The 21,126-nt window shown below is 69.4% G+C and carries 18 protein-coding genes and 1 pseudogene; 11 read left to right on the forward strand and 8 right to left on the reverse strand.

Annotation, left to right across the window (positions count from 1 at the left end; all coding sequences use genetic code 11):
• From AB0B76_RS55525 to AB0B76_RS55540, 4 genes and pseudogenes are all read left to right on the forward strand, one after another.
• A pseudogene (locus tag AB0B76_RS55525) lies at positions 1-460 on the forward strand (potassium-transporting ATPase subunit B); the annotation flags it as partial.
• Complete coding sequence (locus AB0B76_RS55530; protein WP_360393481.1) at positions 460-1,332, forward strand: potassium-transporting ATPase subunit C; 873 nt, start codon at positions 460-462, stop codon at positions 1,330-1,332. The pseudogene AB0B76_RS55525 and the gene AB0B76_RS55530, both read left to right, overlap by 1 nt.
• A 6-nt stretch (positions 1,333-1,338) precedes the next feature.
• A complete protein-coding gene (locus AB0B76_RS55535) occupies positions 1,339-3,918 on the forward strand; it encodes an ATP-binding protein (protein ID WP_360393483.1) in 2,580 nt (859 codons plus the stop codon).
• Positions 3,915-4,604: a response regulator gene (locus AB0B76_RS55540; RefSeq protein ID WP_360393486.1), complete on the forward strand. Its 690-nt coding sequence runs from the start codon at positions 3,915-3,917 to the stop codon at positions 4,602-4,604. The genes AB0B76_RS55535 and AB0B76_RS55540 overlap by 4 nt, the downstream gene beginning before the upstream one ends.
• Positions 4,605-4,606: 2 nt before the next feature.
• Here AB0B76_RS55540 and AB0B76_RS55545 read toward each other — a convergent pair whose 3' ends face one another.
• Entirely contained in the window at positions 4,607-5,062 is a 456-nt protein-coding gene (locus AB0B76_RS55545; RefSeq protein ID WP_360393489.1) for a hypothetical protein, read from the reverse strand.
• 163 nt (positions 5,063-5,225) lie between these two features.
• On the opposite strand from AB0B76_RS55545, the gene AB0B76_RS55550 reads away from it, so the two are divergent.
• The 5 genes from AB0B76_RS55550 to AB0B76_RS55570 all read left to right on the forward strand — a co-directional run bounded on the left by AB0B76_RS55550 (position 5,226) and on the right by AB0B76_RS55570 (position 10,498).
• A complete protein-coding gene (locus tag AB0B76_RS55550; protein WP_360393492.1) occupies positions 5,226-6,548 on the forward strand; it encodes a diaminopimelate decarboxylase in 1,323 nt (440 codons plus the stop codon).
• Entirely contained in the window at positions 6,532-8,028 is a 1,497-nt protein-coding gene (locus AB0B76_RS55555) for a pectate lyase (RefSeq protein ID WP_360393494.1), read from the forward strand. Before AB0B76_RS55550 ends, AB0B76_RS55555 begins: the two co-directional genes overlap by 17 nt.
• A 346-nt stretch (positions 8,029-8,374) precedes the next feature.
• Positions 8,375-8,740 carry a hypothetical protein gene (locus AB0B76_RS55560; RefSeq protein ID WP_360393497.1) on the forward strand — a complete coding sequence of 122 codons (366 nt, stop codon included), beginning with the start codon at positions 8,375-8,377 and terminating at the stop codon, positions 8,738-8,740.
• Complete coding sequence (locus AB0B76_RS55565; RefSeq protein WP_360393499.1) at positions 8,737-9,249, forward strand: SigE family RNA polymerase sigma factor; 513 nt, start codon at positions 8,737-8,739, stop codon at positions 9,247-9,249. The genes AB0B76_RS55560 and AB0B76_RS55565 overlap by 4 nt, the downstream gene beginning before the upstream one ends.
• A complete protein-coding gene (locus tag AB0B76_RS55570) occupies positions 9,242-10,498 on the forward strand; it encodes a hypothetical protein (RefSeq protein ID WP_360393502.1) in 1,257 nt (418 codons plus the stop codon). Before AB0B76_RS55565 ends, AB0B76_RS55570 begins: the two co-directional genes overlap by 8 nt.
• A gap of 419 nt (positions 10,499-10,917) precedes the next feature.
• On the opposite strand, the gene AB0B76_RS55575 is transcribed toward AB0B76_RS55570, so the two are convergent.
• The 3 genes from AB0B76_RS55575 to AB0B76_RS55585 form a co-directional block, all read right to left on the reverse strand.
• Complete coding sequence (locus tag AB0B76_RS55575; protein WP_360393505.1) at positions 10,918-11,853, reverse strand: hypothetical protein; 936 nt, start codon at positions 11,851-11,853, stop codon at positions 10,918-10,920.
• A 133-nt stretch (positions 11,854-11,986) separates the two neighbouring features.
• On the reverse strand, positions 11,987-13,009 hold the full coding sequence (locus tag AB0B76_RS55580) for a hypothetical protein (protein WP_360393508.1): 1,023 nt from the start codon (positions 13,007-13,009) through the stop codon (positions 11,987-11,989).
• Between the two features lie 418 nt (positions 13,010-13,427).
• On the reverse strand, positions 13,428-14,468 hold the full coding sequence (locus AB0B76_RS55585; protein WP_360393510.1) for a sigma-70 family RNA polymerase sigma factor: 1,041 nt from the start codon (positions 14,466-14,468) through the stop codon (positions 13,428-13,430).
• A 176-nt stretch (positions 14,469-14,644) separates the two neighbouring features.
• Here AB0B76_RS55585 and AB0B76_RS55590 point away from each other — a divergent pair, with 176 nt between their 5' ends.
• Positions 14,645-14,944, forward strand: a complete 300-nt coding sequence (locus AB0B76_RS55590) for a hypothetical protein (protein WP_360393513.1) — start codon at positions 14,645-14,647, stop codon at positions 14,942-14,944.
• 123 nt (positions 14,945-15,067) lie between these two features.
• Positions 15,068-15,667, forward strand: coding sequence for a dihydrofolate reductase family protein (locus AB0B76_RS55595; RefSeq protein WP_360393516.1), 600 nt, complete (start codon positions 15,068-15,070; stop codon positions 15,665-15,667).
• Here the strand turns inward: AB0B76_RS55595 and AB0B76_RS55600 are convergent.
• The 4 genes from AB0B76_RS55600 to AB0B76_RS55615 form a co-directional block, all read right to left on the reverse strand.
• Positions 15,658-15,852 (reverse strand): hypothetical protein, encoded by a 195-nt coding sequence (locus AB0B76_RS55600; protein WP_360393519.1) that lies wholly within the window; start codon positions 15,850-15,852, stop codon positions 15,658-15,660. The two genes, AB0B76_RS55595 and AB0B76_RS55600, sit on opposite strands and share 10 nt — an antisense overlap.
• Before the next feature lie 238 nt (positions 15,853-16,090).
• Positions 16,091-16,582 carry a cupin domain-containing protein gene (locus AB0B76_RS55605; protein WP_360393522.1) on the reverse strand — a complete coding sequence of 164 codons (492 nt, stop codon included), beginning with the start codon at positions 16,580-16,582 and terminating at the stop codon, positions 16,091-16,093.
• Between the two features lie 101 nt (positions 16,583-16,683).
• Positions 16,684-17,718: a class I SAM-dependent methyltransferase gene (locus AB0B76_RS55610; protein WP_360393525.1), complete on the reverse strand. Its 1,035-nt coding sequence runs from the start codon at positions 17,716-17,718 to the stop codon at positions 16,684-16,686.
• A gap of 388 nt (positions 17,719-18,106) precedes the next feature.
• Positions 18,107-20,992, reverse strand: a complete 2,886-nt coding sequence (locus tag AB0B76_RS55615; RefSeq protein WP_360393527.1) for a tetratricopeptide repeat protein — start codon at positions 20,990-20,992, stop codon at positions 18,107-18,109.
• Positions 20,993-21,126: the final 134 nt, after the last annotated feature.

The raw sequence follows: 21,126 nt of genomic DNA on the forward strand, positions 1-21,126 counted from the left end.
CGGCGTGGCCATGAACACCGGCACGTCGGCCGCGAAAGAGGCCGGCAACATGGTCGACCTCGACTCCGACCCGACGAAGCTCATCGAGATCGTCGAGATCGGCAAGCAGCTGCTCATCACCCGCGGCGCGCTGACCACGTTCTCCATCGCCAACGACATCGCCAAGTACTTCGCCATCATCCCGGCCATGTTCGCCGCGATCTACCCCGGCCTCGACCAGCTCAACATCATGCGGCTGCACTCGCCGACCTCGGCCATCCTGTCCGCGGTCATCTTCAACGCCCTCGTCATCATCGCCCTCATCCCGCTCGCGCTGCGCGGCGTGCGCTACCGGCCGAGCTCCGCGGCGGCGATGCTGCGCCGCAACCTGCTCGTCTACGGCCTCGGCGGGGTGATCGTGCCGTTCATCGGCATCAAAATCATCGACCTCATCATCATGAACATTCCGGGGATCTCCTGATGCGCCTGCCCAGCTGGCTCGCCCAGCACCTCGCCGCCCTGCGCGCCCTGGTCGTGCTGACCATCGTGCTCGGCCTGGCCTACCCGCTCCTCATGGTCGCCGTCGCCCGCATACCGGGCCTGTCCGGCCACGCCGACGGCTCCCTCGTCACCAAGGACGGCAAGGACGTGGGCAGCGCGCTCATCGGCCAGTCGTTCACCGACGACCAGGGCAACCCGCTCAAGCAGTACTTCCAGTCCCGCCCGTCCGCGGCCGGCGACGGCTACGACCCGACCTCGACCTCGGCCAGCAACCTCGGCCCCGAGAACGTGGTCGACACGTTGCCGGATCCGAACGTCAAGGACGACGAGGGCAAGCAGAGCCTGCTCACCCAGGTCTGCGCCCGCAGCAGGGCCGTCGGCGAGCTGGAGAACGTCGACGGCGCGCGACCCTACTGCACTCCCGGCGGCGTCGGCGCGGTCCTGGCCGTGTACCACCGGGACGGCTCGACCGGCCCGGTGAGCCGTGCCGTGAGCGTCAACGAGGCCTGCCCCGCAACGCCGTTCGTCGCGACCTGGGAGGGCGTCACCGTCGAGTGCGCCAAGCCCGGCGAGGACTACAGCGGCGGCGTCGTCACGCCCGTGCGGGGCACCGCGCCGGATCACCCGGCTGTGCCGTCCGACGCGGTCACCGCGAGCGGCAGCGGCCTCGACCCGCACATCAGCGTCGCCTACGCGAGGCTGCAGATCCCGCGGGTCGCCAAGGAGCGGGGCCTGAGCGAGGACGCCGTGCGGAAGCTCGTCGACGAACACACCGACGGGCGGACCCTCGGCTTCATCGGTGAGCCGGCGGTCAACGTCCTGCAGCTCAACCTCGCCCTCGACGGGAGCTGACGCACCATGACGGCGCGCGGGACGCTGCGGGTGTACCTGGGCGCGGCGCCCGGCGTCGGCAAGACCTACAAGATGCTCGAGGAGGGGCGGCGCCGCCAGGAACGCGGAACCGACGTCGTCGTCGGCTTCGTGGAGACCCACGCCCGCCCCTTCACCGAGGCCATGCTCGACGGCCTCGAGGTCGTGCCGCGGAAGGACGTGTCGTACCGCGGCGCGGCCTTCACCGAGCTCGACCTCGACGCCGTCCTGGCCCGCCGGCCCGACGTCGCGCTCGTCGACGAACTCGCCCACACCAACGTCCCCGGCGGCGTGCACGCCAAGCGGTGGCAGGACGTCGACCAGCTGCTCGACGCCGGCATCGACGTGCTCACCACCGTCAACGTCCAGCATCTCGAGTCGCTCAACGACGTCGTCGAGGCCATCACCGGCGTGCCGCAGCGCGAGACCGTACCGGACGCCGTGGTCCGGCGGGCGGAGCAGATCGAGCTCGTCGACATGACGCCGGAGGCGCTGCGGCGGCGGATGGCGCACGGCAACATCTACAAGCCTGAGAAGATCGACGCCGCGCTGGGCAACTATTTCCGGGTCGGCAACCTCACCGCACTGCGCGAGCTGGCTCTGCTCTGGCTCGCCGACAAGGTCGACGAGCAGCTGGATCGGTACCGGGCCGACCACGCCATCGACAAGACATGGGAGGCCCGCGAGCGCGTCGTCGTCGCGCTCACCGGCGGCCCCGAGGGCGACACGCTCGTCCGCCGGGCCGCCCGCATCGCCGCGCGGACCAAGGGCGCCGATCTGCTCGCCGTGCACGTCGTGCGGGGCGACGGGCTCTCCGGCGCCGACCCGGCGAACCTGACCCGGCAGCGGCTGCTGGTGGAGTCCCTCGGCGGCACCTACCACCAGGTCCTCGGGGCGAATGTCCCGCGGGCGCTGCTCGACTTCGCCCGCGGCGTCAACGCCACCCAGCTCGTCCTCGGCGCCAGCCGTCGCGGCCGCGTCGCCCAGATCCTCTCGCCCGGCGTGGGCACCACCACCACGGCCGAGTCGGGGACGATCGACGTCCACCTCGTCACCCACGACCAGGCCCGCCGCCTCTCCTGGCGTCGCGCCGCCCCCGGCGGGCTCAACCTGCGCCGCCGGCTGCTCGGCTTCGTCGTCGCGCTGGCCGGGCTGCCGCTGCTGACCACGGCGCTCGATGCGCTGCGCGGCGAATTGGGGCTGCCCAGCGACATTCTCGCGTATCTGGTCCTGGCCGTGGCGGCCGCGCTCGCCGGCGGGCTGCTACCCGCGCTGCTCTGCGCCGTCGGCGGGTTCCTGCTGCTCAACTGGTATTTCACGCCGCCGCTGTACCAGTTCACGGTGGCCGAGCACGAGAACCTCTTCGCGCTCGTGGCATTCGTGTTCGTCGCCGTGGCCGTGGCATCCGTCGTCGACCGGGCCGCGCGCCGGGCCCGCGACGCCGCCCGCGCCTCCGCCGAGGCCCAGACCCTGGCCACCCTGGCCGGCAGCGTCCTGCACGGCGACAACCCGCTCGAGGCGCTCCTCGAGCGGGTGCGGGAGTCCTTCGGCCTGACCAATGTGACGCTGCTCGAACGCGCCGGGGAGCTCGGCCCGTGGCAGATTGCGGCAACGGTCGGCGGGCCGCCCTGCGCATCCCCGGCCGACGGCGAGACCGAGGTGCCGATCGCGGACGACGTCTCGCTGGTGCTGCGCGGCCACGCGCTGCCGGCCGAGGCCCGCCGGCTCGTGGTCGCGTTCGCCGCCCACGCCGCGATCGCGTTGCGGCAACGCCGGCTCGGCGAGCAGGCCGCCGCGGCCGGGACCCTCGCCGAGGTCGACCGGCTGCGCACCGCGCTGCTCTCCGCCGTCAGCCACGACCTGCGTACCCCCCTCGCCTCGGCCAAGGCCGCCGTCGGCAGCCTGCGCAGCGCCGACGTCGACTTCTCGCCCGAGGACACCGAGGAGCTGCTCGCCACCGCCGAGGAGTCCCTGGACAAGCTGACCCGGCTCGTCGAGAACCTCCTCGACATGTCCCGGCTGCAGGCCGGCGCCCTTGCGATGACCCTGCAGCCGGTCAGCGTGGCCGAGGCGGTGCCGCGAGCCGTCGACGACCTCGGCCCGGCGGCCGCCGGTGTGCGGCTCGTGGTGCCGGACGAGCTTCCGGAGGTGTACGCCGACCCGACGCTGCTCGAACGCGTGCTCGTCAATCTGCTCGCGAACGCGGTGCGGTACAGCCCGGACGGCCGGCCGCCGATGATCGGCGTCAGCGAGCACGCCGGCCTGGTCGACATCCGCGTCATCGACCACGGCCCCGGCATCCCCGCGGCCGACCGGGAACGGGTCTTCCAGCCTTTCCAGCGTCTCGGCGACCGGGACAACGCCACCGGCGTCGGCCTCGGCCTGGCGCTGTCCCGCGGCCTCGCCGAGGCGATGGCCGGCACCCTGCAGCCCGAACACACCCCGGGCGGCGGCCTCACCATGACCCTCACCCTGCCCAGCGCCGAGGCGGCGGGTCACATCGACACGCCCAGTCCCGCACTGCTCGCGCACCTCGAGACCCGGCGCGCCGGAAAGGTGGACCGATGACCCGCACCCGTGTACTCATCGTCGACGACGAGCCCCAGATGCTCCGCGCGCTGCGGATCAACCTGCAGGCCCGGCAGTACGAGGTGGTGACCGCCGGCGACGGCACGTCGGCGCTGCGGGCCGCCGCCGAGGAGCACCCCGACGTCGTGGTGCTCGACCTCGGTCTGCCCGACATCGACGGCCTCGAGGTCCTGCGCACACTGCGGGCGTGGACGCCCGTGCCCGTTGTCGTGCTGTCCGGCCGGCTGAGCAGCACCGAGAAGGTCGCCGCCCTTGATGCCGGCGCCGACGACTACGTCACCAAGCCGTTCAACATCGACGAGCTACTCGCCCGCCTGCGGGCGGTGTCCCGCCGCCGGCCCGAGCCCGAGCCGGCCACGACCGTGCGGATCGGCGAGTACGAGATCGACCTCGCCGACCGCGACGTCCGACGCATCGACGGCACCGGGGAGCGTCAGCACCTGACCCGCACCGAGTGGCGGCTGCTGGACCTGCTCGTGCGCAACCCGGGCCGGCTCGTCGGCCATCGCGAGCTGCTGCAGCAGGTGTGGGGCCCGACGTATGTCGAGGAGCATCACTACCTGCGCCAGTACATGGGCCAGCTGCGCCGCAAGCTGGAGGCCGACCCGGCCCGGCCCCGGCACCTGCTCACCGAGCCGGCGATGGGGTACCGCTTCCAACCCTGACGTCACCAGGTGTGCACAGCGGGGCGGCGCGCCGGGTCCGGCTCGGCCCGTCGCAGCAGCGCCCGCAGCCGTGGTACCGACATCGACGACGGGTCGGCCAGGCCGGCGAACTCCGCCAGGGGGTGCCGGTCGGGCCAGGCGCACGACAGCCGCGGTACGACTCCTGTGTGATCGCGCGCGGCGAACAGCACGGCGGCGACGGCGGCCGGGACGTCACGGCCGGATGCCCGCAGCAATCGCCACCCGTTCTGCACCTCGCCGAGGACGTACCCCGGCGGAGGGCCTTGGCGCGGTTCGCGCTCCACCACCAGTCGCAGTGCCCGTCCGAGCACCGGATGCGAACGCGCCGCCGCACCGTCCTGCAGCACGAGCCACAACGGCCGGGCCTCGGCGGCGTCGTCGAGCAGCAGCCTCGCGGCCAGGGACAGGCGGGCACGGTACGGCGCGGTTGAGGGCACGTCCGCACGGTGCCACCATCCGCCGGCGCTGCCCACGGTCCTGATGAAATCCCTACGCCGGTACCCCGGAATCTGATGAAATCCTGATGCCCCAACGGATTCGGCGTAGAGATTGCGTCAACGTCCCTTGGCGGCCGGCCTCGGTGGTGTCAGCGTCGTCGGTATGACCCTCACCGAAATCCTGCCCACCCTGCGCTCCTCGCTGCCGGCGCACCTGGAGCCCGCGGTGTGGCCGCGCACGGCCGGGTGGGGCGCCGGCGGCGAACTGCGCGTCGGAGGCGCGGGACTGGCCGCGCTCGCCGAGAAGCACGGCACGCCGCTGTTCGTCGTCGACGAGTCCGACGTGCGCGAGCGCTGCCGGGCCTACGTCGCCGCGTTCGGCGCGGACGCCGTCGACTACACCGCCAAGGCGCTGCTGAGCATCGACATCGCCCGCTGGGTCGCCGACGAAGGCCTGGGCCTGTACGCGGGCTCGGCCGGCGAGGTCCGCGTCGCCGCGCTGGCCGGGTTGGACATGCGCCGCGTCGTGCTCTACGGCAGCGCGAAGTCTCCCGAGGACCTCGAGACGGCCTACGCGGCCGGCGTCGGCACCATCGTCGTGGAGTCCCTCGGCGAAATCACCCGCCTCGCCGCGACCGCCCCCACCGGCCAGCGGGTGCTGCTGCGCGTGCTCGCCGGGCCCGAGCCGGCCGGCGGCCAAGACCGCCGGTTCGGGGTGCGGGTGGCCGGCGGCGAGGCCGCCGCCGCGGTCGCCCGGATCGCGGCCCAGCCGGGCCTGCGCCTCGCCGGCTTCGACTGCTCGCTCGGCCACCAGCTCAGCCGGTTCAGCCTGTACGAGCGGGAGATCGGCCGCCTGTGCGAGTTCGCCGCCGCCATGCGCCGGGCCCACGGCGTCGAGCCCGAGCAGCTGAACCTCGGCGGCGGCCACGCCGTCGCGTACCGGCCCGCCGAACTTGGTCTCGCCCTCGACGCGTTCGCCGCGCGGATGCGGGGCGTGCTGCACCTGGAGGCCGACCGGCATGGCATGGCCGCCCCGCGGCTCACCGTCTCGCCCGGCCGCGCCGTCGTCGCCCGGGCCGGCGTCACCGTGTACCGCGTCCTGGCCGTGACCCGCACCCAGGGCGGCGACCGGCTCGTCGCCGTCGACGGCGGCATGTCCGACTGCCCGGCGACCGCCCTGTGCGGCAGCCGGCACAGCGCGGTGCTGCTCGGCCGCGACGCCCACGCCGCCGCCGGGCCGGCGGCCGTCGTCGGCCGGCACAACGACGCCGACGACGTGGTGGTCCCCGACGCGGACCTGCCGGGCGACGTGCGCCCGGGCGACCTGCTCGCCGTGGCCGGCACCGGCGCCTACCACCACGCCCGGGCCACCAACTTCCACCTCGTCGCCCGCCCCGCCCTGCTGGCCGCCGCGGACGGCGGGGCCCGCGTCCTGATCCGGCGGGAGACGCTCGACGACATGCTCGTGCGTGACGCCGGCCGGTGATGTCCAGGCGGTCGTGCTCGTCCGCGCCGCCGGCGCCGGCGCCGGCGGCGCCTGTCATTGCGGCGGGCCCGCAACACGAGGTAGATCAACCAGCGAGGCCGCGCTGACCTGGGGTTTTCACCAGGTTTCACGTCCATATCACCGCGAAACGGGCACCTTCTTGCGTCGACATCGGTCCATCTCTATGGTGCCAGGAAAGCGCTTTCCTGCTTCCTGGCGGCGCAATCGACTCTCGGAAGGTGAGGCACGGATGAGCCGAGCCCCAGTCTCTTTGCGGTGGCTGGCTGGCGGCGTTGCTGCGGTTGCAGTAGCTGCTGTCACGCTGGCGATGCAGATGCCCAACGCCGCGGCTGCCGACAATCTCAGCATCGGCGCCGGTGCGGACGGCTCCAGCAAGGCCAGCGGCACCAGCTACGGCAACGTGATCGACGGCAACACCAGCACGTATTGGTCGCCCAGCGGCAGCACCGGCCAGATTTCGGTCAAGTGGAGCAGTGCGAAGACGGTGGCTTCGGCCGTCATCCGGCAAGCCTCGGGCGGTGGCTCCATCAGCGCGTGGCGACTGCTCAACTACGACTCGGGCGCGGTCCTGGCCAGCGGTAGCGGCAGCCCGAGCACCATCAACTTCTCCTCCACCTCCCTGAAGAAGATCACGTTCGAGATCACCAGTGCGTCGAGCGCGCCCCGGATCGCCGAGTTCGAGACCTACGCCGCCGGAGGCTCGAACCCGACGCCGACCTCGACCGGTGGAGGCGGCAACCCGACGCCGACGCCGACCTCGACCGGTGGTGGCGGCGGGGGCAACCCGACCACGACGTGGCCGTCGTCCACGGGCAACGTGTCGCTCTCCAGCACGAAGAGCGTGTCCGGGACGTTCGACGGCGGGATGAAGACGTACTGCTGCATCGGTGACGGCAGCCAGTCCGAGAGCCAGGACCCGATGTTCGAGCTGGCGAGCGGCGCCACGCTGCAGAACGTGATCCTCGGTTCGCCGGCCGGTGACGGTGTGCATTGCTTGGGCACCTGCACGCTGCGCAACGTGTGGTGGAACGACATCGGTGAGGACGGCGCCACGTTCCTGCAGACCAACGGCGGCACGTCGTACGTGATCGGTGGCGGTGCCCGCTCCGGCAGCGACAAGATGTTCCAGCACAACGGCAACGGCACGGTCAGCATCAGCGGCTTCTACCTGAAGGGCACCGGCAAGCTGTACCGGGCCTGTGGCAACTGCACGAACTCGTACACCCGCAACGTGAAGGTCGACAACGTGATCGTCGACGACGTCGACTACGTCGTGGGCATCAACTCCAACTGGGGTGACGTCGCGACCATCACCCGGGTTCGGGTGCTCAACAGCTCCAGCACCGTGATCTGCGGCAAGTACAAGGGCGTCGCCAAGGGCAGCGAGCCGACCTATCTCGGCGAAGGCTGGAACGACGCCAACTGCAAGGTGAACAAGAGCGACATCACCTACGGGTGACGTAACCACGCTTGGGGCGCCCACCGGATGCGGTGGGCGCCCGTCGCGGGGAGCGGGGGTCCGCCGGAGGGCGCTGCATGACACGGCCGAGAAGCGGCGCACGCCGTCGAAAGCGGTAGGTTACCGGCGGGGGAGGAGGGAGCAGCTCTGGCTGAGAACTGCCGGACCATCCTAGTTGCTGGTGCGTCAGGCCGGTGTGTGCCCCGTCCGTATGAAGGATCACCCCGGCGAGATCGCCGCCGCGGCTTCGTCGTGGCGACCGGCGCCTGACGGCCGTGATCCACGACGTCATAATTTTTCGCGTCGCCGGTAACCGGCGACCGACTGTCCCGGCGTCGTAATGGTCATGACAATCGACTGGACACTCCGCCCGACCTACGGGCGGGGAGTGTGTCAGATGCTGCCGGTGGCGCCTGTTCGGTTCACCCCGCCCGTCGACCTGGACAATGCTGTCGCGGCCGGCAGCCGTCATGCGGTTCCGGTCACGTTCACCTCACCGACCGGTGCCGCCGTGGAGCAACTGTCGGTGGAATTCGCCTTCGACGACGGTGCCACCCGGCGGACGGTGCCGCGCGCGGCCGACGGCCAGGCCGTCGTGATCGACTGCGCGGCCGGTGCGCGGTTCGTGTCTCTCCGGGCACATGCCACCGACTCCCGCGGTTCCACCGCCCGCCGGACCGTGCTGCCCGCCTACCGGATCGAGGCGGCGTGACGGCCATCGACCGGGATTTCGAGGCGTTCGTCCAGTCCCGCGCCCATGCCCTGCTACGGGTGGCCTACCTCCTCGTCGGTGACGAGCAACTTGCGCAGGATCACCTGCAGGACGTGCTCATGCGGATGTACCAGCGGTGGCCGCGCGTCCAGCAGGAACCCGACCGGTACGCGCGAGCGGCCCTGGTCAACCGGACAACCGATCACTGGCGCTGGCGTAGTCGGCGCCGCGAAGCCCCGATGCCCGACGGGCTCACGGTGGTGGCGGCCGACGACACGACCGCCATGATCGGTCGGCGAACCGTCCTCGACGCGCTGTCCGTCCTGACCGCGCGGCAGCGCGCCGTCATCGTGCTGCGCTACCTCGAGGACCTACCGGTGGTCGAGGTGGCCGCCATGCTGCGGTGTTCCGAGGGGGCGGTGCAGAGCCATGCCGGTCGCGGCCTCGCGAAGTTGCGCGAGCTCCTCCCAAGCCTGTCCGCCGCGTTGAACGGAGACTCTCATGCCTGAACTCAGCGAGCGAGACGATGAGCACCTGCGCGTGATGCTGCGTGACACGACCGATCACCTGCGCCTGCCCGAGCGGCTCACGGACACCGTCCGGACCGGTGCGCTGCGCCGCACCCGCCGCCACCGCGCGCTCGGGGCCGGGCTCGGCGTCATCGCCGTGACCATGGCCGTGGCCGCCGTGACCGCCGTGGCGATTTGGCCCGGGTCCGACGACGGGCCGACGACCGCGGCGGTCGGCGTGAACACCTCGCCCACGCCGCGTGGCACTCTGCCGGACAAATGCCTCCTGCACGTGCTGGCGACCCCGGCGAACGCAGAGTTCAGCTCCGTGACCGGCGGCGATCCGTCCGGTCGGTACCTGCTGACTCGCAGCAGCCAAGGCGCGGCGAAGCAGGTCAGAATCTGGACCGGTGACTCGTCGCGCGTGGTGGCGATGACCGGCGAGGATGCTGAGTTGGATGACGTCAACGCTGCCGGGACCGCGGTCGGTTCCAGCTTCGTCAAGGAGTCGCCGACTGCCTGGCTGTACCGTAACGGCGCCGTCCAGCGGCTGGCCGGTGACAGCGTCAGCGCGAAGGCGATCAACAGCGGCAACCTCGTGGTCGGCCTCCGGGTGTCGGGCCCTGGTCTGGAGCAGCCCGTCGTCTGGCGAGCGCTCGACCGGCCGGCGGAGCAGCTACCGCTGCCTGACGGCGCCCTCGGCGGCAGGGCCGTCGACGTCGCCGATGACGGCACCATCGTCGGCGTGGTGCACCTCCCGGGCGGCGCGAACCAGGGTTACGTCTGGCTGCCCAACGGCGAACACCGGCAGCTGCCGCCGCCTGTGGTCGCAGGTCGTCAGGCCGCGGGTTACTGGCCGACCAGCATCCACGGCACCGTCATCGACGGCACCGCGGACGTCGCCTTCGATCAACCGAAACGGCGAGTTATGGAGCCGGTGATGTTCGACTTGACGACCGGCACGTTCACCGCCTTCCCGGAGGACCTCGTGGAGTCGGTGGGTAACGGCCGCGGAATCCGGGCGGGCCAGGGCGACGGCGGGGCGGTGCTGTCCGACGGCCGGCGGCACGTGAGGCTGGACCAGCTAGCTACGCAGACCGGCGCGCCCACCAGCGTGCCCACCGACGCGCCCACCGCTCCCAGCCGGGTGCCGACGGTCGTCTTCATCAGCGACGACGCCCGTACGCTCGCCGGCCGGGCCGCCGACGCGAACGGCGTGACGAAAGCCGTCGTCTGGCGCTGCCAGTAAGCCTGTGGCGCACTGAGCGCGGCGGCGTCGAGGTACGACGCCGCCGCGCCTCCGTTCCACCTGGGCCGCCGCGAGCACTGCTGATCGACGGTACCGCCAGGAACGTTTACGCCAATCCACCGCTGCCGGCCCCCGTTCCGGTCGCCGGACGAGCCGAGGCCCCGTCCGCACTGGCCGTGTCGGCGATCGACACTCGACGTGTCGGGTGTCGTCAAGGACCGACGACGCTCTACAACGGACATGCAGCGGGTGAACATCTCACCGCGCATAACTCGTCTCGTAATCGGAACGTTGCGGGTTCAAGTCCCGCCGTCGGCTCTCCTGATCAACGCCTCTCCGCGCCGGAGCCGAAAGCTGACGGACCCATGCCCTGTGGTCGTCGGACCCCCGACCTAGCCTGCTGCATGAGCCAGGACCGGTCAGCTGAACAGCAGGTGGCTGGCTGCGGCGAGGTCCACTTCGGCAACTACCGGGACGATCGCGCCCTGCCGCTCGATGTGGACCAGCAGGTCGGGTTCCGGGGGCACGCCGTAGCGGTCGGCGTGGTACGCGAGCGATGCCGGCCAGATCCAGAGCCCGTCGCTGTGCAGGTCGCGCGGTACGGCCCGGCCCGGTTGCCGCGGGTCCTCTTCGGGTGCGATACCGCCGGCGACGAGCGGCGCCTCTCGCAGGTACCGCACGATCGCCGCGCGGCGCGGGTTCGCCAGCGGTGCGCCGGCCCGCTCGTCAAGATCGGCGCCGAGCGTGCGGGCGAACCGGAAGCGTGAGCCGCCCCACCGCGCTGCGATATAGCGTGCCCGAAACTCGTCGATGGCGACTGCGGCCGGGTCAGGGCCGTTGACCGGCGTCCAGTGCACGGCGGTGCGGGACATCGCCTCGGTACGGGCGAACTGCCCGATCCGCACGACCCGCAGCAGCTCGCCGGGGTCGGTGATGGTGTTCCCCGGACCGAAGCGGACAAGGTACTGCATCCGGAGGTGTTCCAGGCCCAACTCGTTGACCAGGATCTCCTCGGCGGTCGTGCCTTCGCCTGGCGCCGCATACCAGGCGCGGTACGTCAGCCTGTCCGGCCCGGTGGCCCCCTGCGCATCGCGGAACAGCGAGACGACGACGCGTGCGACGTCGAGGCGCTCCTGCGGCGTCGAGGCATCGGAGAGCAGCCGCCGCGGCTGCGCGTCCGGTTCGTCGGAGCTGCGCCAGCCGAGCTCGCGCAGCCGCTGCCGCGCAGCGTCGTCGAGCGAGCGGCCTGGCGGTGCGCAGACCACGCACCGCACCACATCGAGGATGCTGATCTCCTCGTGGGAGATCAGCACGAACGGTTCGTCGAGCGGCCGTTCCGCCTGCCGCAGCTCCACCCCTGCTCCGCGTGGCAAGGACCTCAACAACCCGGCTAGCCGCGCCGCGAACTCATCCCACGTCGTCACCGGCCCATGCTAGAGAGCGGATGCGCCATTGTGCTCGATGCCCCGTATGCCGGTGGCCTGGTCGTCAGGATGTGAAGGGACCAATGACCGGATCCCCAATAGTGTGCAGGTCGGCCAGGTCCACGACCGCACATGCCTCGGCCGATTCCAGTTCCAGGTACAGCCGCGAGCCGTGCCCGTGCAGAGCGTTCAGATCCGGGGTCGTGGTGAAGTCCGCGTAATACTCGGGGAAACCAGACGCCCAGTCCTCCACAACCCGGTGACCGACCAGCGGCCGGTCGTCGGTTCCCTCCACCGCGCAGCGCACCAGGAAGCCGGTGTCATAGAGTCCGAGCAGCAGCTCGCCCTCATGGACTGCGAAGCCCACTACGCGCTGCGGCAGTTCGAAAGATGCGAAGACGGTCATCTCGTCCCCGGCGACCCGGATCAACTGCTTGCGGGTGCTGCCCGGTCCCACTGCGCACATGGCCCACACCGCGTCGTCGCTGGGGGTGATGGCTTCGCACCAATGAACTTGCGGCGGCGTGGGATAGCGGTGACGCAACTGACCATCGGGACCGTAGCGGGCAAGGATGTACGGCCACGCCGCCCCCCGCCCGGCGTTCGTTCCGTAGCCGACCCAGACGTCGCCGCCCGGGGTGGACGCGGCGACGATCGCGCCACCGTAGTTGCGCAACCCCACGAGACGACCGCCGCGATCGAATACGCGCGAATCGTGTGGTGAGGCCACGGCCGGTGCGTGGTGGGTTCCGGGCTCTGGGTCCAGGAGCAGTACGCAACCGTCGGCAAGCAGGCACACATTTACCCACGGCCTCGTGAGCAGCAGACTCGTGGTGACCCGGGCGGGCAGTGACGGTTCTTCGCGGGACAAGGTGGCATGGACAGGATGGGGGCGAAGCCTGACGTCTTCCAGCTCAAAGCAGTTCGCCTCAAGCTTCACGAAACACTTCCCCGGATCCACTGCGGTGCTGATGCGGTAGTTCTCGTCCGAGGTGTCGTGGCGGCCACTTGCTCGGCCGACGCCGAGGGGCACGTGTTGCGCCCCGATCAGCGGTCCCCGCTCCATCCTTTCGCCGCCCATCGTCACCGCCGAAGCATATCGACGCATTGCCCGACCGTTCCCGGCGCAGCGGCTCAGAGGTCGGCCTCGACCTTGACCACCGGTGGAGCATCTCCTGGGCCGGCAGCGTCCACGGCGTGCTGCCGCCCGCAGTGGTCGGCACTACACGACCTACGGTGAACGGAAGCCGGTCGTCATCGCGGCCGGTCTTTCCCAGATGCCGGGGCCGGTGCGCGGCGCGGTCACGCTCCCGAGTCATCTCGACTGGTCCGGCCACCCGGTCCACGACCTCGACCTCGACCTCGATGACCCAAGCGGCTGGCCACTGTGTACAAGGTCGTCCTCCAACCTCCCCGGACAGCACACCTAGGCCGCCGGTGTGACAGCGACGCCACGGCGTCCCGCGCCGGAACACGCGGGACAACAGGGTGGCGCCAGAAGTCTGTCAATCTGTTTCGGGGAGGGTTCGGGGTAATCCGAAGCGCGTCATGACGTTGGTGTTGAAGCAGGTGATGGCGGTGATGTGGTTGTCGGCGGTGGTGATGACCAGGAGGCCGTAGGCGCGGTAGACACTGGCGTGAGAGTCTGCCAGGTACAAGCCGACGGCGGGCTGGCCGTTGGCGCGGGTGGGTACCACGCGGTAACTGCGGCCGGGGCGGAAGGTGACGGCGGCGAAGGTGCGCTGGGCTGATTCGATGCCGCGGTATTCCAGCATGACCGGGGGCATGGAGAGTCTCACGTCGGTGACGAGCAGTTCGATCAAGGCGTCCAGGTCGGCGCGTTCCAGGGCGTCGGTGAGCCGGGCGACGAGCCGGTGTTCGGCGGCGGTGTCGGGTTGGCGTGCAGGCCTGCGACTGCCGCTGCTGCCGGTGCTCTCTGAGTCCGCTAGGTGATTGTCGACCGTGGCCCGCGCTCGTTTGAGGGCGCTCTGAACCGATTCCTGGGTGGCATCGAGCATCTTGGCTACCTCGCCCGCTCGGTAGCCAAGAACGTCGCGCAGCACCAGTACGGCGCGCTGGCGCGGCGGCAGCAGTTGCAGGGCGGTGATGAACGCGAGCGAGGTCGCCTCGGTGGTCTCGTAGCGGGCCTCTGGACCGGGCGCCTGGTCGACGAGGTTGTCGAGCAGCACATCCGGATATGGTTCCAGCCACGACGGAACGTCGCTGGTGTCGGCCGGCTCGGGCAGGGCCACGTCGGGCAGCGGGGTCGCGCTGCGTGGCCGTCGGCTGCCTGCGCGTAGCATGCTCAAGCACCGGTTGGTCGCGATCTGATACAGCCAGGTTCGCAGCGAGGACCGTTGGCCGAAGTCGCCCAGGCTACGCCAGGCGGACACGAGAGTCTCCTGCAGTGCGTCCTCGGCGTCCTGGAGGGATCCAAGGATGCGGTAGCAGTGCACCTGCAACTCGTGAGAGTGCACTTCGACCAGTTCGCGAAACGCGTTGTGGTCGCCGGCGGCGGCCCTGGCGATCAGGTCCGAGGTCTCCATGCATCCTCGCATTTCTTCTTTCCGCTGGGTGTTCGGCTTGCTCACCGATATCGACGCCGCCAGGCCCGCGAATTGGGCGGTGTCTGCGCGCCCAGTTTCATGGCCGTGCAGGCATCTACCCGGTTGGAGGCGGTCCCGGTCCGGGGCGCCCCGGATACAGAACGGGACCACAGATCATGGCTAGGTACGTTTTCTCCTTCCGTGTGCCCTCCGACTACAAGCCCCACGCCGGGACGTCGGCCGAGTGGCGGGCCTGGTTCGGCGGGCTGGGCTCGGCCCTGGTAGACGTCGGCAACGCGGTGACCGGATACGCCTCGCTCGGCGAGGTCGGCGGCAGCGGCTCCCGGATGGTCGCCTACTCGGTGGTGTCCGCCGAGGACATGGACTCCGCGCTGGCGCTGGCCAAGGACTGCCCGGTGATGCGGGCCGGCGGCGGGGTCGAGGTCGGCCCCGTGATGGAAGTCGCTGGGTCGTGAGCGATGCCATGACCGCATCGGCGGCGCCGCCGCAGGGGTCGTTCCGGGCGGCCGGGCGCGGCGAGGTCACGCTGGCGCTGCTGTGCGCGGTGACAGCCGGCAATATTGTCAAAGGAGCACCAAATGGGAAAGATCGTCATCAGTTCAAATGTCACACTCGATGGAGTGGTCCAAGATCCGGACGGCGAGGAAGGCTTCGAGCGGGGCGGCTGGTTCCACCAGTTCGTGGGGGGCAAGGACCTCGAAGACTGGGCCGCCCGCGAGACGGAGGAAGCGCTGGATGCCGAGGCGCTACTGCTGGGCAGGCGGAGCAGTGAGTGGTTCGCGTCCCGGATGCTATCGCGCGATGACGCGGATGTCCGCGTAAGCCGCAAGTGGGCGGACAGAATGAACAGCATCCACAAGTACGTCGTTTCATCGACTCTCGAAGATCATCAGTGGAACAACACCACGGTCTTCAACGGCGATGCGGTAAAGGAGATTTCGGAGCTGAAGCGGAAAGTGGACGGGGAAATCCTGGTCTACGGCAGCTATCAGCTTGTACGCATACTGATAGAACAGAACCTGGCCGATGAACTGCGGCTGGTAGTCTTCCCGGTCGTGCTGGGAACCGGCCTGCGCATCTTCGGCGAGACCGGCGACAAGAAGCCGCTGCACCTGGTCAGCACACGAAAGATGGGTGACGGCCTGGTGTTCTACACCTACGAATTCGTTCAAGGCTGACGGCTGTAGACGGCGACGAACTCGCGTTCGCCGGTGTTGAAATAGCGTTCCTCGTTTTTGTCGGAATTCGGCGAGAAGGCTGATGGCGGGCGGTTGATGGGGTCGCGGATGCGGTCGTAGGTCATGGTGGCAGCCGGTGCCATCGCGCTGCGCCCCTCCAGCACCCGCGGCGAACCCGCCGCCACACCAGAAACCCGACAAACCTGGGAACCCTCCTACGACCCCGCATAACACAACACAACGAGATCCCGGGATGGCGTTCAACGCCATCCCGGGATTCTCTTTACCGTCGGGTGCGCAACTATGCCCACCGACTACGGATCAGAAGGTCTGGGGTTCCGAGTGGGTTGCCCTCAGAGCGGACGAGCATGATCCATTGCGGCCCGGTCTCGCACTGCCGGAGCCTCGGGGCGGCGGCCGCGGTCACGGCACGAGACCGCGCCAGGGGCGGCCTTCCTCTCCCGGAAGCCGGGTCGTGTTCATGCGCTCGTCGATCTCGGCGAGTTGCTCCTCGGTCGGGTTCGGGCCGACCCGGCCGAGTTCCTCGAAGAGCTTCTCGTTGCCGGCCGGTGCGCTGACGAACAGCACCTTCCCGCCGGTCGGGGTGATGAAGGTGTGGTACGCCCCGCGGGGGATGACCACCGTGGTGCCAGGTCCCCCGGAGAACTCGGCATTGCCCACCCGGAACTGGTACTCCCCTTCCAGGATGAACATGACCTTCATAAAGTCGTGGTGGGCGTGGGGAGGGTTCTCGGCGATCACGTCGTGGTGGAACACGAATGCACCGAGGGCCTCATCGACCTCGGCGCCGCGCACCAGGATCTCCGGCCGATGCGGGCCGCTGAGCTGAATCAGCTCTCCTTCTCCGGGCGCGACAGCCCAACCGTCGGAGCCCCAATCTGCGTTCGTAGTCACGTTCTTTTCTCCCCTTGCTTCTGGTGTTATGACGATGAAAATGGAGCATCGCCGCTGTTGACGGCCACTGGAGATGCCGTCAAGAGGCCGTCCGGCAAGACTCAGGGGCGACGCGAGACGACCACCCGGCCCAAACTGGTCGTGGCGATCCGTACGTGCTCGAAGTCTTCGGCCGTCGCCTCTGCCCGCAAGTCCTCGGCGGTACGGGCGAACGGGACGTTCCAGCCGGCAAAGACCAGTCTGCGCAAGGCGAAGCCGAGTCGGGCGTCCTCGTCCTGAGGCTCGACCTCCATTTCCTGTTCGATCAGGACGCCACCGGGCTTGAGCGCACGCCGGATCATTCGCAGGGTGTCCGCCCGTGTGTCGGCGGGAAAGAACGGCTGGGCCCAGAAACAGGCGTCGAATCCCTCTCCCTCTGCCTCGTCGAAGTCCCGGGCGTCGGTGGCGATGATCCGAATCCGGTCACCGAACTTCGCGGCCCGCCGTTGTGCTTCAGCGGCAACCGAGGGTTCGACCTCCAGACCGACACCGGTCATGCCCGGAAACATCGACGCCGCGGTCAGCATGGCACCGGCCACGCCGCAGCCGACGTCGAGCAGTCGCCCGGAACCGATTGCCGACGCGAACTCCGGCAGTGCGTCGAGCATGCCGCGGTAGATTTCCCGGCCGCGCGGTCCGGGCCGCCACACGAATCCCCGGGCGATGGCCAGCGACTCCTCCTTTGTCGGACGGGCGGGCTCCGACGCGCGGACCGAGTCGCCGACGAGCCGGTTCATCGCGGCGCCGCGGGCGAGGAGGTCTTCGAGCGCGTAAAGACCGTCGTCGGCGACCAGCTCGGCGAATTCCGGGCGGAGCTCGATAAATCCGCCGATGCGGCGGACAACGCCGGACGCTTCGAGGGTACCCACCAAGGCAGCGAGTCGCGCGTCCTCCATCCCGGTGAACGTTGCCAATTCAGCCGGTGTGCGCGGGCGGCGCAAGAACATCAGCCAGCCACGTTCGTGCGCTGCGGCCAGCAACGCCAGCGCCTGCGCCCCGTGAGACCAGGCAGAGATCCGGGCTTGGCCAGATCTCGCGAGTTCGCTTCGGTCGACGGAGTCGATCGGCTGATCAATTGAGGGTTTGGTGTCTGTCACGTTAGCTTTCCTTGACCTTGGTGATTGCCGGCAACGCTGAGGTTCGCCGGTCCATGTCCCATCCGCCCGCCGCGTACGCCCGAATCCGGTGGTGGGACACGGTTCTGGCCTTAGCCTGACGGCGCGATGTGCTCGTCCATCGCCTCGCCAGGCGTCACGAGCTGCGCCCGCAGGTCTCCTCCACTAATTGGGTTCTTTTGAGGAAATCTAGCGAAAGGTTGTTGACATAGAGTTGACTCCCGCCACTTTATTGGGGGTCAAGAAAAGGCAAAGTTTCCGTCAAGTGGCGGCCGATAGATTGATGTCGCGGCGATCGCCGCCATCCCCGGCCCGGACGGCCCGGATTGTCACTCGGGAGCGAGGTCGGTAGCGGGGGCGGCAGGGCGCCCTACTCCTTGCTCTCGCCGGTCCCGAGTTCCAGGGCCAGATCAGCCAGATCAGCCCGCATGCTCTCGGTGCCCCCACTTTGAAATTCCCGGAGAACCGCGTGGGCTCGTTCGAAGGCCTGCCGTGCGCCGTCCATGTCACCGGTCGTGATCAGCAGTTCGGTGAGCTGCCGTAGCGCATCGAAGTGATTCGGCCGGTGCCCCGCCAGGCCGGACGTTTGTGCAGAGAGTTCGAGCTGCTGCACCGCCTCATCGATACGACCGAGCTCGGCCAGGTTGACCGCTATCACGTTCCGGATCTCGCCTTCCTCGATCCCGCGTCCTATCTGCTGATTGACGTCCAGCGCCTGTTGCAGAACCTGTGTCGCCTCATCGAAACGCCCCATGTCTACCAAGGATTTTCCCTGATGGAAGAGACTGAGGTTCTCGGACCGCCGATTGCCGAGGTCGCGGAACAGCGACAGCGCCCTCTTGCTGTGCTCCACGGCGAGGTCGTGCCGGCCCAACGCGCTGTAGACCCGATGGGAATTGGTGTGGACGAGCGCTTGCTCGAGGCGCATGCCACCTTTCTCGTAAATCTGCAAGGCATCGGCGAGCAGGCGGAGCGCTTCCTCGTCGTCGCCGAACGAATGCCGCGCACCGGCGAGGCTCCGTAACGAATGAGCCTCTCCTACGACATCATGACGCTGCCGCGCGGCGTGCAGCGCCAATCGCATGATCTCTTCCCAATCCTGGTAGTAGCCGGCCCACTGCAGATACTGCTGCATGGTCAGCGCCAACTGCCACGGCAGGATCCCGTAGTCGAGATCAGCGGCGACCCGTACCGCTTCCTTCAACATCTCCCGCCGGACCGCGAACCAACGGAACGCGTCGCTGTAGGTCAGGGGCCGCTCCGGCACAACACCTGGCAACGGCGGCGGCGGTTCGATCGGCGTCCGGTTTGGCTCCAGAATCACCTGGGCGTTGAAGCTGCTGTGCAAGTAGTGCTGGAGCAGTCGACTGATCGCGGCCTGACGTTCCGGCTGGGACTCGGTCTCCCGGAGAAGCTCGTCCGCGTAAGCCTTGACCAGCACGTGCGAGGTGAGCCGGCCATCCTCGTGCTCGGTCACCAACCCCATCGCCGCCAATTCGGCCAAGGCGGCCTCGGTCTCGGCCGGGTTTCGGCCGGACAGGCTGATGCAGGCCGGCCGAGCCACGCCCGGGCTCAACGTCACCGACAGCAGCCGGAACATCCGCGCCGCGGCCGGGGTCAGCTGCCGGTACGACCAGGAGAACGCGGTCCGCGGGTCACTGACACCGCTCCCGCCGGGAAACGCCTCCAATCGACGGGCACCGTCCCGCAACTCGCCGGCGACGTTCGCGAAGGACAACTGCGGGCGAGTGGTCAACCGCGCCGCCAGGATCGCCAAGGCCAGCGGCAGCCGGCCGCACAGTTCGATGATCTCGTCCTCGGTTCCCGAGGAGCACGCATCCGGGCGGCGTGGCAGGGCGGCCAACCGGCGCTTCAACAGCTCGCGGGCGGTCGGTAAATCGGGAAGATCGACGCCCAGCAAATGAGCGCCGTCCAGCACAGCCAGCCCGACCAGGGGTTGCCGGCTGGTGACCAGCACCAGGCTCTGCGGCGAGTTCGGCAGCAGCGGGCGCACCAGCGTGACGTCCCCGGCGTTGTCCAGAACGACGAGGATCCGTTTACCGGTGGTCAGGCTCCGGTACAGGCCGGTACGGGCTTCGACGGTGTCCGGAACGTCGGCCGAGGCAACCCCGAACGCGTACAGCAAGGACCGCAAGGCATCCCCGACCGCGACGCTCTCGTCCGCGCTTCGGTGGCCCTGGAGGTCGAGGTAGAGCTGCCCGTCGGTGAACCGGTCGGCCGTCAGATGCGCGAAATGCACCGAAAGTGTGGATTTACCAACTCCGCCCATGCCGGCCATCGCGATAACCAGAGGGCTGGTTCGGCCGCCGTTCTGCCCGCCGGACACCAGGTCGGCGAGGATCGCCAGCTCGCTTTCCCGGCCCACGAAAAGGGGCAGGTCCGGCGGTAGCTGGGCCGGCCTGACCGTCGCCCGGACCTGCGGGGGTGCCACGTCGTCGGCCGGGGGCGTCGCGGTCTGGGTCAGCGCCAGTCGCTGAGCGATCTGCAGGTCGCGCCCGGGGTCGATACCCAGTTCGTTGTCGAGGCGTGACCTGATCGCGTGGAAGGTGGCCAGCGCCTCCGCCTGGTGTCCCGCCGCCGCGAGCGTCTTCACCAGGCTGGCGTGGACGATCTCGTTGAGCCGCCCCATCTCGGCGGCCATGCGCAGCGACGCCAGCACCCGGCCGGGCTGGCGCTCCAGCACCGCCAGCTCGGCCGCGGCCACCACCGTCTCGAAGAACTCGCCGTCGATAGCCGCGAAAACCGCCGACGCGGCCACGCTGTCCGCCAACGCGCCGCCGGCCGTTCCGTGACACAGGCGCAGGGCCTCGATGTAATCGTCGAGAGCCTCGGCCGCGCGCTTCTCTCCCAGCTTCGACTTCGCCGAGGACACGAGCCGGCGAAAGGTGACGAGGTCGAGCGTCGCCGGGCCGGCGACGAACCGATATCCGTCGCCGTGCCGCAGCAGATAGGACCCGGAAGATCGCAGCGGCAATCCGGGCTCCAGCACACGCCGCAACGCCCCGACGTATTTGTGGATGACGTTCACCGCGCTGGCCGGGGAGTCCTGGCCCCAGACGAGATCTATCAGGCCGGCGAGGTCGATCGGGCGCCCTTCCTGGGCGATCAGAACCGCGAGCATGCAGCGTTGCTGACGCGGGCCCGCGTTCAATTCGGTCTCGCCGCGCCGAATCCGCAGCGGGCCCATGATCTGCAATCGCAGAGCGTCTGTGGATTCCGGGCTCGTTTCGATCACGCTGCTGCTCTTTCGAGAATTACTCCGGCCGTTACCGTCCTCTGCGCCATCGCGGAAGGATTCGTCGGTTGCGCACCCCGCCGAGCCCCGCCCCGAGAACCTTGCGGAACCATACTCTCGACCTGTTGACGCTT

The organism is Dactylosporangium sp. NPDC049140 (genome assembly GCF_040648435.1).

Coding starts and splice junctions, on each gene's coding strand:
- AB0B76_RS55530 (WP_360393481.1), top strand. CDS start 460: ATGCGCCTGCCCAGCTGGCTCGCCCAGCACCTCGCCGCCCTGCGCGCC.
- AB0B76_RS55535 (WP_360393483.1), top strand. CDS start 1,339: ATGACGGCGCGCGGGACGCTGCGGGTGTACCTGGGCGCGGCGCCCGGC.
- AB0B76_RS55540 (WP_360393486.1), top strand. CDS start 3,915: ATGACCCGCACCCGTGTACTCATCGTCGACGACGAGCCCCAGATGCTC.
- AB0B76_RS55550 (WP_360393492.1), top strand. CDS start 5,226: ATGACCCTCACCGAAATCCTGCCCACCCTGCGCTCCTCGCTGCCGGCG.
- AB0B76_RS55560 (WP_360393497.1), top strand. CDS start 8,375: ATGACAATCGACTGGACACTCCGCCCGACCTACGGGCGGGGAGTGTGT.
- AB0B76_RS55570 (WP_360393502.1), top strand. CDS start 9,242: ATGCCTGAACTCAGCGAGCGAGACGATGAGCACCTGCGCGTGATGCTG.
- AB0B76_RS55585 (WP_360393510.1), bottom strand. CDS start 14,468: ATGGAGACCTCGGACCTGATCGCCAGGGCCGCCGCCGGCGACCACAAC.
- AB0B76_RS55590 (WP_360393513.1), top strand. CDS start 14,645: ATGGCTAGGTACGTTTTCTCCTTCCGTGTGCCCTCCGACTACAAGCCC.
- AB0B76_RS55595 (WP_360393516.1), top strand. CDS start 15,068: ATGGGAAAGATCGTCATCAGTTCAAATGTCACACTCGATGGAGTGGTC.